The sequence below is a fragment of the Streptomyces olindensis genome (assembly GCF_040645895.1).
Lineage (GTDB): Bacteria > Actinomycetota > Actinomycetes > Streptomycetales > Streptomycetaceae > Streptomyces > Streptomyces olindensis.
In genome coordinates this window covers 1-14,695 of the sequence record NZ_JBEYZD010000064.1, presented here as the reverse complement: position 1 = coordinate 14,695, position 14,695 = coordinate 1, and the positions used below count along the sequence as shown (strand labels likewise).

Here is a 14,695-nt window from a genome sequence, read left to right as displayed (position 1 = left end):
GTACCGCGGGCCGCAGATCGTATCGGCCTACGGTTTCACGGATCCCACGTACGGCCGTCGTCCGGAGGTGTCCCCATGCCCACGCCGCCGCGGTCCCCTCGGTCCACCGCCGCCCCCCGGCACCGCCCCCAGCCGCCCGGCCCCCGCCGGCCCGCACCGCCCGCGCGGCGCCGGAAGCCGCGCTGGGGCATGCGGGCCGTCACGACGCTGTCCGTGGTGGTCCTCGCCTCCGCCGGTATCGGGCACGCGGTCGTGACCAGCCTGGACGCGGACATCGCCCGGGTCGACCCCTTCAAGGACATGAAGAACCGGCCCCAGGCCGGCCACGGCATGAACGTCCTGCTCGTCGGCACCGACGGCCGCGAGAAGATCAGCAAGGAGGAGCGGCGGAAGTACCGGCTGGGCGGGGCGCCCTGCCACTGCACCGACACGATCATGATCGTGCACATCTCGGAGGACCGGGAGCGGGCCAGCGTGGTGAGCCTGCCGCGGGACTCGTACGCCGTGATGCCCCCGCACGTCGACCGCACGACCGGCGAACGGCACGGCGGGCACCCGGTGAAGCTGAACGCGGCGTACGCGGAGGGCGGGCCGCAGCTGACCGTGCGGACCGTGGAGAGCATGACCAAGGTGAAGATCGACCACTACCTGGAGGTCGACTTCACGAGCTTCATGAAGACGGTGGACGTCGTGGGCGGCGTGCAGATCTGCACGGCCGACCCCCTGAAGGACAGCTACACCGGCCTGGACCTCCCGGCCGGCCGGCACACCCTCGCGGGCGGCCAGGCACTCCAGTACGTGCGCGCCCGCCACGTCGACGGCGCGTCCGACCTGGGCCGCATGAAACGGCAGCAGCGCTTCATGGCGGCGCTCGTGGAACGCGTCACCTCCTCCGGGATCCTCCTCAACCCGATGAAGTTCCGGGACGTGACACGGGCCGTGCTCGGCTCGGTCCGCGCCGACAAGGGCTTCGGCACGGACGAGATGCTGGACCTCGGCCGGGCCATGCGGAACTTCTCCCCCTCCTCCTCCGAGTTCACGACCGTGCCGATCGGGCGCATGGGATACGCGGTGAAGGGCGTCGGCTCCACGCTGAAGTGGGACCCGGTGAAGGCGGAGCGCCTCTTCCACGCCCTGCGCCAGGACCAGCCGCTGTCCGCGCACCGGCAGCGCGCCGCGGCCCGCATCGTGTCGGTGGCCCCGCAGCAGATCCGCGTCCAGGTGGAGAACGGCACGCGCACGCCCGGCCTCGGCCGCCGGGTGGACGCGGCGCTCGCGTCGACGGGCTTCCGCACGACGCGGGCCCCGGTGAACGCCGCCGCCCGCGACGTGAAGCGCACGGTCGTCGCCTACGACCCCCGCTGGGACCGCTCGGCCAAGTCCCTCGCGACGGCCCTCCCGGGCAGCGAACTGCGCCCGGTCAAGGGGTTGGGCCCGACCCTGAAGGTGATCGCGGGGGCGGACTTCGAACGCGTCCGCAAGGTACGGGCCGAGGATCCGGGGCAGGGGGAGTTCGGGGTGGTGCGGGGGGACGAGGTGGCGTGCCGGTAGGAGTTCAGGCGGCCGTGTCAGTCCTCGAACCCCTCCGCCGCCCGCTTCTCCCGTAGCTCCATGATCGCGCGGCGGCGGGCCAGGCGGTGGGTGCGGCGGATCTGGGCCTCCTGGTAGCGGCGCTTGTCGCGCTCGGTCTCCGGGAGGACCGGGGGGACCCGGCGGGGCTTGCCGTCGGCGTCGACGGCGGCGAAGACGAGGTAGGCGGAGCCGACCTGGGTGGGCGGCGCGGACTCGTTCCAGCGCTCGGCCAGGACCCGGACGCCGACCTCCATGGAGGTCCGGCCGGTCCAGTTCACCTGCGCCTTGACGTGGACCAGGTCGCCGACGCGGACCGGCTCCAGGAACGCCATCTCGTCCATGGACGCGGTGACGGCCGGCCCGCCGGAGTGCCGCCCGGCCACGGCCCCCGCCGCGTCGTCGACCAGCTTCATGATGACCCCGCCGTGCACGGTCCCCAGCAGGTTCGTGTCGTTGTGGGTCATGATGTGGCTGAGGGTCGTGCGGGACGCCGAAGTCGGCTTGCCCGGGATATCCGGACTGCCGGAATCCGCAGCTGGGGCCTGGTCTGTCATGGCCCCTACCTTATGCCGAGGCGGCATGAGGGGGTTTTGTGTCAGCTTCGCCACAGCCGTGCTCTGATTTTCCGACGACTCTTGTATGGCGCACTACGGGGACCTGCACACTGGGGCGCATGAACAATTGGCCCGAGGGATGGTCCGACGACAACCGCGGCAGCCGGTACGGACGCGGCAGCGCGAGCGCACAGCCCGAGAGCGCCCGTGTCATGCGGCAGGTCCGCCGCGGTCCGGCGCCGTCGCCCGGGCAGGGTGCCTACGGCGGCGCGCCGCAGTACGCGGGAGGCGTGCCGCAGCAGCCGTCGTACGTGGACGGCGGCTACGCCGAGCCGCCCGGCGCCTACGACAGCGGCTACAACACCGGCCAGGTCTACGGCTCCCCCGGCGGCAGAGGACCCGGCGGCCCGGGCGGCGGCACGTACGAGCCGCGTCCCGCGCCGAACTGGCGCCGCCGTATCAAGGTGACGGCGATCACGCTGGTGACGGTCCTGGTGGTGACGAGCGTCGCCACGTACTTCTGGGCCGACTCCAAGCTCAACCGCGACGTCGACCTGTCGAAGGTCATCGACCGGCCGGAGACGGGCGAGGGCACGAACTACCTGATCGTCGGCTCCGACAGCCGCGCGGGCATGTCGGCCGAGGAGAAGAAGAAGCTGCACACCGGGTCCGCCGAGGGCAAGCGCACGGACTCGATGATGATCCTGCACACCGGCAGCAACGGCCCGACGCTGATCTCGCTGCCGCGTGACTCGAACGTCACGATCCCCTCGTACAAGGGCTCCGACTCCGGCAAGCTCTACCCGGCCACCGGCCGCCAGGTGAAGCTGAACGCGGCGTACGCGGAGGACGGCCCGGAGCTGCTGGTCCGCACGGTCGAGGCCAACACGGGGCTGCACATCGACCACTACGTGGAGATCGGCTTCGGCGGCTTCGCGAACATCGTGGACGCGGTCGGCGGCGTCGAGATGGACATCCCGCAGGACATCAAGGACACCAAGTCCGGCGCGGACCTCAAGAAGGGCAAGCAGACCCTCAACGGCGAGCAGGCCCTGGCCTTCGTCCGTACCCGCTACGCGCTCGCGGGCTCCGACCTGGACCGTACGAAGAACCAGCAGAAGTTCCTCTCGGCCCTGGCCAACCAGGTCGCCACCCCGAGCACGATCCTGAACCCCTTCAAGCTCTACCCGACGATGGGCGCCGGTCTGGACTCCCTCGTCGTCGACAAGGACATGGGCCTGTTCGACCTGGCGTCCATGTTCTGGGCGATGAAGGGCGTCAGCGGCGGCGAGGGCAAGTCGATGAACATGCCGATCTCGGGCAACTCCGCGAACGGCAACCTCCAGTGGGACACCGCGAAGGTGAAGACGCTGGTGAACCAGCTGAAGAACGACGAGACGGTCACCGTCTCGGGCAACTGAGCCCGACACGGCGAAGGGGGGCACCCGGGCGGGTGCCCCCTTCGCCGTGTGCGGCGGTCCTCACATCGTGGCGGCCGACATCTTGCGGCACATCTCGGCGCAGGTGCGACACGCCTCGGCACAGCGCATCATCTGGGCGTCGTCCGGCATGGACATACACGCCTCGGCGCACATGTCACAGGCCCGGGCGCACATCGCGCACATCTCGGCCGCGAGCGGCGAGCGGCGCATCATCATGTCGGCGCACATGCGGGTCATCTCGGCGCAGTCCATGACCGCGCGCATGACCTGCATCTGGGCCTGGCCACCCATCTGCATGCAGGAGCTCATGGTCTCCTCGCACGTGCTGTGGCAGGACATGCACGCCTGGACGCAGTCCTGCATCTCCTTGCTCATCGGGGTGGCCGTGGTGGGCTGCTGGGTCATGGTTCCTCCCGGGGACGGCGGGGGCCGGGTCGGTCCCCGTGCCCTTCCGTCCTACGCCTGTGCGGCGCCGCCCGCCACGGGGCGGAAGGAACCAATCCGCCAAGCGTGCGTCAGGGCAGGTTGCGGGCCATGACGATGCGCTGCACCTGGTTCGTGCCCTCGTAGATCTGCGTGATCTTGGCATCCCGCATCATGCGCTCCACCGGGTAGTCCCGCGTGTAGCCGTAGCCGCCGAGGAGCTGCACCGCGTCCGTCGTGACCTCCATCGCCACGTCCGAGGCGAAGCACTTGGCGGCGGCGCCCTGGTAGGTGAGGTCGGCGTCGACGCGCTGGGAGGCGGCGGCGGCCTGGTAGGTCAGGGCGCGGGCGGCCGAGATCTTCATGGCCATGTCGGCGAGCATGAACTGGATGCCCTGGAAGTCGGCGATCGGCTTGCCGAACTGCTTGCGCTCCTGGACGTAGCCCTTGGCGTAGTCGAGGGCGCCCTGGGCGATGCCGAGGGCCTGGGCGGCGATGGTGATGCGGGTGTGGTCGAGGGTCTTCATCGCCGTCGCGAAGCCGGTGCCCTCCTCGCCGATCATGCGGTCGGCGGGGATGCGGACGTTGTCGAGGTAGACCTCGCGGGTCGGGGAGCCCTTGATGCCGAGCTTCTTCTCGGGGGCGCCGAAGGAGACGCCCTCGTCGGACTTCTCGACGACGAAGGCGGAGATGCCCTTCGAGCGCTTCGACGGGTCCGTCACCGCCATGACCGTGTAGTACTCGGACTCGCCGGCGTTGGTGATCCAGCGCTTCACGCCGTTGAGGACCCAGAAGTCGCCGTCGCGGACGGCCTTCGTCTTCATGCCGGCGGCGTCGGAGCCGGCGTCGGGCTCGGAGAGGCAGTAGGAGAACATGCCGTCGCCCTTGGCGAGCGGGGCCATGTACTTCTTCTTCAGCTCCTCGGAGCCGGAGAGGATCACCGGCAGGGAGCCGAGCTTGTTGACGGCCGGGATGAGGGAGGAGGAGGCGCAGACGCGGGCGACCTCCTCGATCACTATGACGGTCGCCAGGGCGTCGGCGCCCGAGCCGCCGTACTCCTCGGGTACGTGCACGGCGTGCAGGTCGTTGGCGACGAGTGCCTCGAGCGCCTCGCGCGGGAAGCGGGCCTCCTCGTCCACGGCGGCGGCGTACGGCGCGATCTTCGCCTCGGCCAGCGAGCGGACGGCGTCACGGAGCATGTCGTGCTCCTCGGACGGGCGGTACAGGTCGAAGTCAGCCGATCCGGCCAAGGTCTCTCACGCTCCAAAACGCTGCGATGGTGGCGCTAACTACCGTTAAGTAATCAAAAGTTTATGGGGTCGCCCACGGGAGTGATACGTGAGCTAGGCGACAGCGGGAAAGTTGCCCAGTGAAGCGCGCTCCCATGCCCCGGCTATGCTCGGGCGCGCACCACATGCCGTAGACCCCTGGAGCACGCATGGCCCTGAAGATCACCGTGATCGGCACCGGTTATCTCGGTGCGACACACGCGGCGGCCATGGCCGAGCTGGGCTTCGAGGTGCTCGCGCTCGACGTCGTGCGCGAGAAGATCGAGATGCTGGAGCGGGGCGAGGCCCCGATGTACGAGCCGGGCCTGGACGAGCTGCTGCGCAGGCACGTCCCCGGGTTCGAGGGCTCCAGCGGCCGGCTGCGCTTCACGCAGGACTGGGCCGAGATCGGCGCCTTCGGTGATGTGCACTTCGTCTGTGTGAACACGCCGCAGCGGCACGGCGAGTACGCCTGTGACATGTCGTACGTCGACTCCGCGTTCGCCTCGCTCGCGCCCCATCTGCACGGGCCCGCGCTGGTGGTCGGCAAGTCGACGGTGCCGGTGGGCTCCGCGGACCGTCTCGCGACGTACCTGGCCGCGCACGCGCCCGCCGGCGAGGACGCCGAGCTGGCCTGGAACCCGGAGTTCCTGCGGGAGGGCTTCGCGGTCGACGACACGCTGCACCCGGACCGGATCGTGGTGGGTGTGCGCAGCGAGCGGGCCGAGAAGCTGCTGCGCGAGGTGTACGCGACGCCGATCGCGGAGGGCTCGCCGTTCGTGGTGACGGACTTCCCGACGTCCGAGCTGGTGAAGACGTCCGCCAACTCCTTCCTCGCGACGAAGATCTCCTTCATCAACGCCATGGCGGAGGTGTGCGAGGCCGCGGGCGGCGACGTCGCCAAGCTGGCGGAGGCGATCGGTTACGACGACCGGATCGGCCGGAAGTTCCTGCGGGCCGGGATCGGCTTCGGCGGCGGCTGTCTGCCGAAGGACATCCGGGCGTTCATGGCGCGGGCGGGCGAGCTGGGCGCGGACCAGGCGCTGACGTTCCTGCGGGAGATCGACTCGATCAACATGCGCCAGCGCGGGCAGATGGTGGAGCTGACCCGGCAGGCGCTGGGCGGCGGGCCGTTCCTGGGCAAGCGCGTGGCGGTGCTGGGCGCGACCTTCAAGCCGGACTCGGACGACGTGCGGGACTCGCCCGCGCTGAACGTGGCCGGGCAGATCCACCTCCAGGGCGGCCAGGTCACGGTGTACGACCCGAAGGGCATGGACAACGCCCGCCGTGTCTTCCCGACGCTCGGCTACGCGGACTCGGCGCTGGAGGCGGTGCGGGGCGCCGACATCGTGCTGCACCTGACGGAGTGGCGGGAGTTCCGCGAGCTGGACGAGGAGGCCCTCGGCGAGGTCGCGGCGGCCCGGGTCATCCTGGACGGCCGCAACGCCCTGGACCCGGAGCGCTGGCGCAAGGCCGGCTGGACGTACCGGGCGATGGGACGTCCCAAGGCGTAGGCGCTCAGGGACACGAGAACAGGCGACGCCGGTTCGGCCGAGGCTCAGTCGGCCGAACCGGCGTCTTGTTGCATTCTGCCCCACCGGGCCGGGGTGCGGGGCGTCTCATGCTCCCTTGGCCCGGTAGCGGCGCATCTTGGCGCGGGCCCCGCACACCTGCATGGAGCACCAGCGGCCGCGGCCTGCCGGGCTGCGGTCGTAGTAGGCCCAGTGGCAGTCGGCGGCCTCGCAGGCCTTCAGGCGGGTCCACGTGCCGGCGACCAGGGCCTCGGCGACGGCGGCGGCCACGCGCGCGTGCAGGGAGTTCCCGTCGGCGGGGGTGAGGGCGGCGGAGCCGTCCGCCGGGTCGACCGTGACGACGAGGGGTGCCGCGGCCAGGAGGTCGCCGAGCGGGGGCACCTCGCGGTGGGGCGGGTGGCCGGCGTGGGCGAGGAGGACGGCGCGCAGTGACTCGCGCAGGGCGCGGGCGGCGTCGGCCTCGTCGTCCCGGGTGATCCCGAGGCGCGCCCGGCCGTCCGGCGTGTCGAGCGCGTCGGCGCCCGACTCGATGTCCAGCGTGTTCACCAGCGCCTCGACCAGGGCCAGGCCGCCGGGTGCGGGCGATCTCTCCGTCATGGCTGGACCGTACCTCTCGCGATTCCCCTTGCGAGGTTACCGCCTATGCGGGAGCATGCAGTAACGGTTACCGGTTACCCGCCCATGTGGGTAACAGCAAGGTGGGTAACAGCGACTTCGAGGAGGAAGTCATGGCTCTCGCCAAGATGGGTGTCGTCGTCCTGGACTGTCCCGACCCGCGCGCGCTGGCGGGCTTCTACGCCGAGGTGCTCGGGGGCACGCCGACGGTGGAGACGGACGGAACGGACGAGTGGGTCGACCTGAAGGTGCCGGGCGGCCCGGCGCTGGCCTTCCAGGCCGCTGACGGGTACGTGCCGCCGCGGTGGCCGTCGCCCGAGCACTCGCAGCAGTTCCACCTCGACCTGGAGGTGGAGGACCTGGACACGGCCGAGAAGGGTGTGCTGGCGCTCGGCGCGAAGCCGCTGGACGCCGAGGACCGGGAGCGGAGCTTCCGGGTTTACGCCGACCCGGCCGGGCACCCGTTCTGCCTCTGCGCCTGCTGAGACCGGGAGGCCTCATGTCCGCCGTGGCACGTTTCCGTTCCGTGGTCGTCGACTGCCCCGAGCCGCGCGAGCTGGCCCGCTTCTACGCGCGGGTCGGCGGCGGCACGCCGGAGGACGACGACCCCGACTGGGTGGTGCTGCGCGTCCCCGGCGGGCCGCGGCTCGCCTTCCAGCGCTCCCCCGGTTACACCCCGCCGGAGTGGCCGCGGGCCGACCGCAACGCCCAGCAGTTCCACCTGGACTTCGACGCCGGGTCGACGTGGGAGGAGATCGACGCGGCCGAGGAGCGGGTGCTGGCGCTGGGGGCGCGGGTGCTGGACAAGGAGGACTACGAGAAGAAGGACTTCCGGGTGTACGCCGATCCGGTGGGGCATCCGTTCTGCCTGTGCCGGATCGAGCACGGCTGACACACGCCCCGAAGGCCGCGTCAGCCGTCCAGTTCCGCGATCGTCGCCGTCGACTGCTCGCGCCGCTGCTGGGCCGCGCGGGCCGTGAAGTCGGCGCCGCGGAGCACACGCTGGACGTTGCCCCAGGTCAGCAGGGCCACGTCGGCCTCGTCCCAGTCGCGTCGGAGCAGTTCGGCGATCAGCCTCGGATAGCAGGAGGTGTCGCCGAGCTCCTGCGGGTGGGCGGCTCCGGAGTCGTACGTGCCGGACAGTCCGACGCAGTGCGCTCCGGCGACCTCGCGGATGTGGTCGAGGTGGTCGGCGACGTCGCGGACGGTCGGGCCGGTCTGCTCGGCGGTCAGCGGCACCAGGCAGAGCCCCTTGGCCGCGCCCAGCTCCGCGAGCAGGTCGTCGGGGAGGTTGGCCGGGTGGGGGCGGATCGCCCGGGCGGCGGAGCGGCTGCACAGCACGGGTGCCCGGGAGAGGCTCAGGACGCGGCGGACGGTCTGCGGTGAGGCGCCGGAGAGGTCCGCGATCACGCCGAGCCGGTTCATCTCGCGCACGACCTCCTCGCCGAACCGGGTCAGTCCCGCCTCGCTCGCCCAGGACACCCCGGCGAGGGTGAGGACGCGCAGGCCGAGGACGTGCAGTTGGCGCAGGATGCCCAGGGAGTCGCCCATGGCCGACGCCCCGGCGGGGCCGAGGAGCACGGCGACGCGGCCGCAGTTGCGGGCGTCCGCGACCTGCCCGGCCGTGCAGGCGGACCGCAGGCCCTCGTCGCAGGTGCGGACGACGGTCTTGGCCAGGTCCAGCTGCTCCAGCGTGGCGCCGACGGCCCGGTCGCCGTCGAGGCCCTCGGGCAGGTGCAGCGACCAGAACAGGGCACCCACGTGGCCGTCGCGCAGCCGGGGCACGTCCGTGTCCACGGTGCTCTCGCCGAGCTCCAGGTCGTAGTACGACAGGCGCTTGAGGGCCCAGGGCAGTCCGTTGTATCCGTCGGCGACGGGGTGCGCGGCGAGGATGGCGTGGGCCCGGGTCAGGGGCGCGTCGTCCGGATCGGAGACGGGCTCGTAGGACTCCGCCGCGACGACGGCCTCTTCGGGGTACGGGTCGGCCAGGTCGTCGAGCTCGCCGGCCGCGGGGGTGGGGCGCAGGTCGTCCTGGAGGTCTGCCATGGCGGCTCCCGTACGGTCGTTCGTGAGGTACGGTCACCGTCGCACGCCGCGGGAGGCGGTTCCTGGTGGGAGCGGCGTTCGGAGTACGACCCGGTGGGTCGCGCGCTCAGGGCAGCCGGGCCGCCTCGATCACCTCGTCCAGGGTGTCGCGGGAGCGGACCAGGTCGGCGATCATCCGGTCGATGCGGGCGCGCTCGGTGGTGAGTTCGGCGACCAGGTTGGGAGTGGCGCGGGCCGAGGGCCCGCCGTCCCTGTCCCGCATGCAGGGCAGCAGCTGGACGATCTTCTCGCTGCACAGTCCCGCCGCGAACAGCTCCTGGATCCGGATGACCCGGTCCACGGCCGCCTCCGGGTACTCCCGGTGTCCGCCGGGCGTCCGCTCGGCGGTGAGCATCCCCTGCTTCTCGTAGTAGCGCAGCGACCGCTCGCTCACGCCGGTGCGCCGGGCCAGTTCGCCGATCCGCACGTCCCACTCCCGGGCTTGATTCTGACATTGGTGTCAGGTTCTAGCGTACGGGCATGACGCAGCACACGACAGCACTCTTCGAACCGGCTCGTCTGCCCGGGCTGGACCTGCCCAGCCGTCTGGTGATGGCGCCGCTGACCAGGAACCGGGCCGAGGCCGACGGCACGCCGACCCCGCTGATGGCCACGTACTACGCCCAGCGCGCCTCCGCCGGGCTGATCATCGCCGAGGCGTCGACGCCGAACGCGGTCGGGCAGACGTACCCGAACATCACCGCCGTCCACAGCCCCGCGCACGTGGCCGGCTGGCGACGGGTCACGGACGCCGTGCGGGGCGCGGGCGGCCGGATGTTCCTCCAGCTCCAGCACGGCGGGCGGGTCGGGCACCCAGCGACCAGCGGGCTGACGCCTCTCGCGCCCTCACCCGTCCCGCTGCCCGAGACGATCTTCACGCCGCAGGGGCACCGGCCGGCCGTGGTTCCGAGGGAGATGACCGCCGAGGACATCCGCACCACCGTCGCCGACTTCGCCCGGGCCGCCCGCAACGCCCTGGACGCCGGCTTCGAGGGCGTGGAGGTGCACTCGGCCAACGGCCACCTGCTCCACCAGTTCCTGGCCCGCAACACCAACCTCCGCACGGACGGCTACGGCGGACCGGTCGCCCGGCGCATCCGGTTCACGGCCGAGGTGACCGAGGCCGTGGCCGCCGAGATCGGGGCCGAGCGGGTGGGGCTGCGGGTCTCCCCCGGCAACACCGTCAACGGCATCGCGGAGGGCGAGACCGAGGAGATCTACCCGGCGCTCGTCGAGCGGCTCGGCGGGCTGGGGCTGGCCTACCTGCACCTGGGGTACGCGGACCCGGAGACGGCGGTGTTCCGGAAGGTGCGCGCCGGATGGCCGGGCGTGCTGATCGGCAACCCGGTACTGAAGGAGATCTCCACGGACGCGGTGCGCCGGGCGTCCGAGGCGCTGCTGGCCGCCGGGGCCGACCTGGTCGCGCTCGGCCGGCCCTTCCTGGCCAACCCGGATCTGGTGACGCGGCTGCGGCTCGGCGCGCCGCTCAACCCGATGCGCGACCGGTACTTCATGTACGTGGGCGGGGCGACCGGCTACACCGACTACCCCGCCCTCGGCGCTCAGGAGGCGGGCGCGTCCAGCGACTCGATGGTGGCGTTGGACGGCGACCGCGTCCCCTGAAGCCCCCGCGCCACCCCCTCCGCCGCGTCCAGTACCCGCACCGCGTTCTTCCAGGTCAGCTTGGTCAGGTCGGCCTTGGACCAGCCTCGGTCGAGGAGTTCCGCGATGAGGTTGGGGTAGCCGGAGACGTCGTCCAGGCCGTCGGGGGTGAAGGCCGTGCCGTCGTAGTCGCCGCCGATGCCGAGGTGATCGATGCCCGCCGCCTCGCGCATGTGGTCCAGGTGGTCGGCGACCGTCGCCACCGTGGCGACCGGGCGCGGGTGCCGCTCCTCGAAGGCGCGGTGGACCTTCATGGCCTCCGGGGTGGTGTCGAGGTGGTGGAAGCCGTGGGCCCGCATGTTCTCGTCGGCCGCGGCCGTCCAGTCCACGGCTGCCTGGAGCACGAACTTGGGCACGAACGTCACCATGGCCATGCCGCCGTTGGCGGGCAGCCGCTCCAGGACGTCGTCCGGGATGTTGCGCGGGTGGTCGCAGACGGCCCGGGCGGAGGAGTGGGAGAAGATCACCGGGGCCGAGCTCGCGTCGAGCGCGTCCCGCATGGTCGTCGCGGCCACGTGGGAGAGGTCGACGAGCATGCCGAGCCGGTTCATCTCCCGTACGACCTCCCGGCCGAACGCGGTGAGTCCCCCGGCCCTCGGCTCGTCGGTCGCGGAGTCCGCCCAGTCGACGTTGTCGTTGTGGGTGAGGGTCATGTAACGCACGCCGAGGCCGTACAGACCGCGCAGGGTGCCCAGGGAGTTGGCGATGGAGTGGCCGCCCTCCGCGCCCATGAGGGAGGCGATGCGGCCCTCGCGGCGCGCCGCCTCCATGTCGGCGGCGGTCAGCGCGGGGCGCAGGTCCTCCGGGTGGCGGGCCAGCAACTGCCGTACGCAGTCGATCTGTTCGAGCGTGGCCGCGACCGGGTCGGGGGCGTCCGTGCGGACGTACACCGACCAGTACTGCGCGCCGACGCCGCCGGCCCGCAGGCGCGGGAGGTCGGTGTGCAGGTGGGCGGACTGGTCGGCGGCGATGTCCCGGGCGTCCAGGTCGTAGCGGACCTGCTCGCGCAGCGCCCAGGGCAGGTCGTTGTGCCCGTCGACGACCGGGAACTCCCGAAGGAGCTCCCGGGCCGCCTCGCCGGAGGCCATCGTCGTCACTTCCCCGCGCCGAAGCCGAAGCCGCCCGTGCCCTCGACCTTGGAGCGCAGGCGCTTGCCCTTCTCGGTGGCCTGGTCGTTGAGTTCCTGCTGGAACTCGCGCATGCGGGCGCGCAGTTCCTCGTCGTGCGCGGCGAGGATGCGGGCCGCGAGCAGACCGGCGTTGCGGGCGCCGGCGACCGAGACCGTGGCGACCGGAACACCGGCCGGCATCTGCACGATCGACAGGAGGCTGTCCATGCCGTCGAGGTACTTCAGCGGCACGGGCACGCCGATGACCGGCAGGGGGGTGACCGAGGCGAGCATGCCGGGCAGATGGGCGGCGCCGCCGGCCCCGGCGATGATCACCTTGAGCCCGCGCTCGTCGGCCTGCTCGCCGTAGGCGACCATCTCGCGCGGCATGCGGTGCGCGGAGACCACGTCGACCTCGTAGGCGATCTCGAACTCGTCGAGGGCCTTGGCGGCGGCCTCCATGACGGGCCAGTCGGAGTCCGACCCCATGACGATGCCAACAACAGGGCTCATTCGGTGATGGTGCCTCTCAGGTAGCCGGCAGCGTGACGGGCGCGCTCCAGCACGTCGTCCAGGTCGTCGCCGTAGGTGTTGACGTGGCCGACCTTGCGGCCGGGCTTCACGTCCTTGCCGTACATGTGGATCTTGAGCTGCGGGTCGCGGGCCATGCAGTGCAGGTACGCGGAGTACATGTCCGGGTAGTCGCCGCCGAGGACGTTGACCATCACCGTCCACTTGGCGCGCGGGCGCGGGTCGCCCAGGGGCAGGTCCAGGACCGCGCGGACGTGGTTGGCGAACTGGCTGGTGACCGCGCCGTCCATCGACCAGTGGCCGGAGTTGTGCGGGCGCATCGCCAGTTCGTTGACGAGGATGCGGCCGTCGCGGGTCTGGAACAGCTCGACGGCGAGGTGGCCGACGACGCCGAGTTCCTTGGCGATGTTCAGCGCCATCTCGGAGGCCTCAAGGGCGAGGGCCTCGTCGAGGTCGGGCGCCGGGGCGATGACCGTGTCGCAGACCCCGCCCACCTGGCGGGACTCGACGACCGGGTAGGCGACGGCCTGGCCGTGCGGGGAGCGGACGACGTTGGCGGCGAGCTCGCGGACGAAGTCGACCTTCTCCTCGGCGAGCACGGGCACACCGGCCTTGAACGGGTCGGCGGCCTCCTCGACGGAGTCGACGACCCACACGCCCTTGCCGTCGTACCCGCCGCGGACGGTCTTGAGGACGACGGGGAATCCGTCGCCCTCGGCCGCGAACGCGGCCACGTCCTGCGGATCGGAGACGATCCTGTGTCTGGGGCAGGGAACGCCGATCGCGTCGAGCTTCGCGCGCATCACCCCCTTGTCCTGGGCGTGCACGAGCGCGTCCGGGCCGGGGCGCACGGGGATGCCGTCCGCCTCCAGGGCCCTGAGGTGCTCGGTGGGTACGTGTTCGTGATCGAAGGTGATCACATCGCACCCCCGGGCGAACTCGCGCAGCGTGTCGAGGTCGCGATAGTCGCCGACGACGACATCGCTCACGACCTGCGCAGCGGAGTCCTGCGGGGTGTCACTGAGGAGCTTGAACCTGATGCCCAGCGGGATGCCTGCCTCGTGTGTCATACGAGCGAGCTGGCCCCCGCCGACCATGCCGACTACCGGGAACGTCACTCCCCCAGGGTATCGGCCGCGCCAAGGTGGCCGGTTTCCTGTCCCCGCCCGGCCCCGCCCGGACCATCTCCGGCCGTCCACCGCCGTCCGCAGGAAGATCGCGCGGGAGGGTGGTTAGCATGGCTGGGTTGACGCCAACCGACGGACGGGGGCCTGCACGACCATGGGACATGGTGCCTCGCGGCTCCGACGGCTCTGTCGGGAAGTCGCCAAATTCGGCGCGGTCGGCGGGGCCGGCGTGCTCGTCAACCTCCTCGTGTTCAACCTGGTGCGGCATGTGACCGACCTCCAGGTGGTGCGCGCGAGCGTCATCGCGACCGTCGTCGCGATCGTCTTCAACTACGTCGGCTTCCGTTACTTCACCTACCGCGACCGCGACAAGACCCGCCGCACACGCGAGATGAGCCTGTTCCTGCTGTTCAGCGCAGTCGGGCTGGTCATCGAGAACGGCGTGCTGTACACGGCCACGTACGGCTTCGGCTGGGACACGCCGCTGCAGAACAACATCTTCAAGTTCCTCGGCATCGGCGTCGCGACCCTGTTCCGCTTCTGGTCGTACCGCACCTGGGTCTTCCGCGCGCTGCCCGCCCGCGACGCCGTGGCGGACGCCGAGTCGATCCTGAAGCGGGAGCGGAACCGGCAGCCCCGGTCCAAGCAGCGGGTGCCGTAGCCGCCGCAAGCGGCCCAGGCCCTAGGGGGTGTCCGCAAAGTCCCGCCTGCCCCGCGACGCCCGGCACGCACTCTCGCCGCACCGGGCGAACACCCGAGTACAACCAGTACGCGGG

General features: G+C 71.5%; 16 protein-coding genes. 7 read left to right on the top strand and 9 right to left on the bottom strand.

Going from position 1 to position 14,695, the window contains the following annotated elements:
• The first annotated feature begins 75 nt into the window (after window positions 1–75).
• Complete coding sequence (locus ABZ948_RS31420) at window positions 76–1,551, top strand: LCP family protein (RefSeq protein ID WP_359765231.1); 1,476 nt, start codon at window positions 76–78, stop codon at window positions 1,549–1,551.
• A gap of 17 nt (window positions 1,552–1,568) precedes the next feature.
• Here the strand turns inward: ABZ948_RS31420 and ABZ948_RS31415 are convergent, their stop codons facing one another.
• The gene (locus tag ABZ948_RS31415; RefSeq protein ID WP_037758822.1) at window positions 1,569–2,126 is read right to left on the bottom strand and encodes an acyl-CoA thioesterase; all 558 of its coding nucleotides are present in this window, start codon (window positions 2,124–2,126) and stop codon (window positions 1,569–1,571) included.
• Between the two features lie 119 nt (window positions 2,127–2,245).
• On the opposite strand from ABZ948_RS31415, the gene ABZ948_RS31410 reads away from it, so the two are divergent.
• Entirely contained in the window at window positions 2,246–3,547 is a 1,302-nt protein-coding gene (locus ABZ948_RS31410) for an LCP family protein (RefSeq protein WP_359765228.1), read from the top strand.
• A gap of 60 nt (window positions 3,548–3,607) precedes the next feature.
• Here the strand turns inward: ABZ948_RS31410 and ABZ948_RS31405 are convergent, their stop codons facing one another.
• Together ABZ948_RS31405 and ABZ948_RS31400 are read right to left on the bottom strand one after the other, a co-directional pair.
• Window positions 3,608–3,973 carry a four-helix bundle copper-binding protein gene (locus ABZ948_RS31405; protein WP_031119218.1) on the bottom strand — a complete coding sequence of 122 codons (366 nt, stop codon included), beginning with the start codon at window positions 3,971–3,973 and terminating at the stop codon, window positions 3,608–3,610.
• A gap of 110 nt (window positions 3,974–4,083) precedes the next feature.
• Window positions 4,084–5,241: an acyl-CoA dehydrogenase family protein gene (locus tag ABZ948_RS31400; RefSeq protein WP_359765225.1), complete on the bottom strand. Its 1,158-nt coding sequence runs from the start codon at window positions 5,239–5,241 to the stop codon at window positions 4,084–4,086.
• 188 nt (window positions 5,242–5,429) lie between these two features.
• Here ABZ948_RS31400 and ABZ948_RS31395 point away from each other — a divergent pair, with 188 nt between their 5' ends.
• Window positions 5,430–6,773 (top strand): UDP-glucose dehydrogenase family protein, encoded by a 1,344-nt coding sequence (locus ABZ948_RS31395; protein ID WP_359765223.1) that lies wholly within the window; start codon window positions 5,430–5,432, stop codon window positions 6,771–6,773.
• A gap of 105 nt (window positions 6,774–6,878) precedes the next feature.
• Here the strand turns inward: ABZ948_RS31395 and ABZ948_RS31390 are convergent, their stop codons facing one another.
• Window positions 6,879–7,388: a CGNR zinc finger domain-containing protein gene (locus ABZ948_RS31390; RefSeq protein WP_359765221.1), complete on the bottom strand. Its 510-nt coding sequence runs from the start codon at window positions 7,386–7,388 to the stop codon at window positions 6,879–6,881.
• Between the two features lie 131 nt (window positions 7,389–7,519).
• Here ABZ948_RS31390 and ABZ948_RS31385 point away from each other — a divergent pair, with 131 nt between their 5' ends.
• Both ABZ948_RS31385 and ABZ948_RS31380 read left to right on the top strand, forming a co-directional pair.
• Window positions 7,520–7,891 carry a VOC family protein gene (locus ABZ948_RS31385; protein ID WP_359765219.1) on the top strand — a complete coding sequence of 124 codons (372 nt, stop codon included), beginning with the start codon at window positions 7,520–7,522 and terminating at the stop codon, window positions 7,889–7,891.
• A gap of 14 nt (window positions 7,892–7,905) precedes the next feature.
• On the top strand, window positions 7,906–8,298 hold the full coding sequence (locus ABZ948_RS31380) for a VOC family protein (protein ID WP_359765217.1): 393 nt from the start codon (window positions 7,906–7,908) through the stop codon (window positions 8,296–8,298).
• A gap of 20 nt (window positions 8,299–8,318) precedes the next feature.
• Here ABZ948_RS31380 and ABZ948_RS31375 read toward each other — a convergent pair whose 3' ends face one another.
• Window positions 8,319–9,452: a dipeptidase gene (locus ABZ948_RS31375; protein WP_359765215.1), complete on the bottom strand. Its 1,134-nt coding sequence runs from the start codon at window positions 9,450–9,452 to the stop codon at window positions 8,319–8,321.
• 106 nt (window positions 9,453–9,558) lie between these two features.
• Window positions 9,559–9,918: a MerR family transcriptional regulator gene (locus tag ABZ948_RS31370; RefSeq protein WP_359765213.1), complete on the bottom strand. Its 360-nt coding sequence runs from the start codon at window positions 9,916–9,918 to the stop codon at window positions 9,559–9,561.
• A gap of 53 nt (window positions 9,919–9,971) precedes the next feature.
• Between ABZ948_RS31370 and ABZ948_RS31365 the strand changes: the two genes are divergently transcribed.
• Window positions 9,972–11,114, top strand: coding sequence for an alkene reductase (locus tag ABZ948_RS31365; protein WP_359765211.1), 1,143 nt, complete (start codon window positions 9,972–9,974; stop codon window positions 11,112–11,114).
• Here the strand turns inward: ABZ948_RS31365 and ABZ948_RS31360 are convergent.
• The 3 genes from ABZ948_RS31360 to ABZ948_RS31350 are packed head-to-tail and all read right to left on the bottom strand — an operon-like array spanning window position 11,054 to window position 13,910.
• Window positions 11,054–12,241, bottom strand: a complete 1,188-nt coding sequence (locus tag ABZ948_RS31360) for a dipeptidase (protein WP_359765209.1) — start codon at window positions 12,239–12,241, stop codon at window positions 11,054–11,056. The two genes, ABZ948_RS31365 and ABZ948_RS31360, sit on opposite strands and share 61 nt — an antisense overlap.
• 5 nt (window positions 12,242–12,246) lie before the next feature.
• Window positions 12,247–12,750 (bottom strand): 5-(carboxyamino)imidazole ribonucleotide mutase, encoded by a 504-nt coding sequence (gene purE / locus ABZ948_RS31355; RefSeq protein WP_389626886.1) that lies wholly within the window; start codon window positions 12,748–12,750, stop codon window positions 12,247–12,249.
• Between the two features lie 20 nt (window positions 12,751–12,770).
• Window positions 12,771–13,910, bottom strand: coding sequence for a 5-(carboxyamino)imidazole ribonucleotide synthase (locus tag ABZ948_RS31350; protein WP_359765205.1), 1,140 nt, complete (start codon window positions 13,908–13,910; stop codon window positions 12,771–12,773).
• Window positions 13,911–14,073: 163 nt separating this feature from the next.
• On the opposite strand from ABZ948_RS31350, the gene ABZ948_RS31345 reads away from it, so the two are divergent.
• Window positions 14,074–14,580 carry a GtrA family protein gene (locus ABZ948_RS31345; RefSeq protein WP_359765203.1) on the top strand — a complete coding sequence of 169 codons (507 nt, stop codon included), beginning with the start codon at window positions 14,074–14,076 and terminating at the stop codon, window positions 14,578–14,580.
• Window positions 14,581–14,695 lie beyond the last annotated feature (115 nt).

Excerpts from the sequence above, each read along its gene's own strand:
- ABZ948_RS31415 (WP_037758822.1), bottom strand. The coding sequence starts at position 2,126 with ATGACAGACCAGGCCCCAGCTGCGGATTCCGGCAGTCCGGATATCCCG.
- ABZ948_RS31410 (WP_359765228.1), top strand. The coding sequence starts at position 2,246 with ATGAACAATTGGCCCGAGGGATGGTCCGACGACAACCGCGGCAGCCGG.
- ABZ948_RS31385 (WP_359765219.1), top strand. The coding sequence starts at position 7,520 with ATGGCTCTCGCCAAGATGGGTGTCGTCGTCCTGGACTGTCCCGACCCG.
- ABZ948_RS31420 (WP_359765231.1), top strand. The coding sequence starts at position 76 with ATGCCCACGCCGCCGCGGTCCCCTCGGTCCACCGCCGCCCCCCGGCAC.
- ABZ948_RS31365 (WP_359765211.1), top strand. The coding sequence starts at position 9,972 with ATGACGCAGCACACGACAGCACTCTTCGAACCGGCTCGTCTGCCCGGG.
- ABZ948_RS31390 (WP_359765221.1), bottom strand. The coding sequence starts at position 7,388 with ATGACGGAGAGATCGCCCGCACCCGGCGGCCTGGCCCTGGTCGAGGCG.
- ABZ948_RS31405 (WP_031119218.1), bottom strand. The coding sequence starts at position 3,973 with ATGACCCAGCAGCCCACCACGGCCACCCCGATGAGCAAGGAGATGCAG.
- ABZ948_RS31375 (WP_359765215.1), bottom strand. The coding sequence starts at position 9,452 with ATGGCAGACCTCCAGGACGACCTGCGCCCCACCCCCGCGGCCGGCGAG.
- ABZ948_RS31360 (WP_359765209.1), bottom strand. The coding sequence starts at position 12,241 with ATGGCCTCCGGCGAGGCGGCCCGGGAGCTCCTTCGGGAGTTCCCGGTC.
- purE (WP_389626886.1), bottom strand. The coding sequence starts at position 12,750 with ATGGGGTCGGACTCCGACTGGCCCGTCATGGAGGCCGCCGCCAAGGCC.
- ABZ948_RS31345 (WP_359765203.1), top strand. The coding sequence starts at position 14,074 with ATGGGACATGGTGCCTCGCGGCTCCGACGGCTCTGTCGGGAAGTCGCC.
- ABZ948_RS31380 (WP_359765217.1), top strand. The coding sequence starts at position 7,906 with ATGTCCGCCGTGGCACGTTTCCGTTCCGTGGTCGTCGACTGCCCCGAG.
- ABZ948_RS31395 (WP_359765223.1), top strand. The coding sequence starts at position 5,430 with ATGGCCCTGAAGATCACCGTGATCGGCACCGGTTATCTCGGTGCGACA.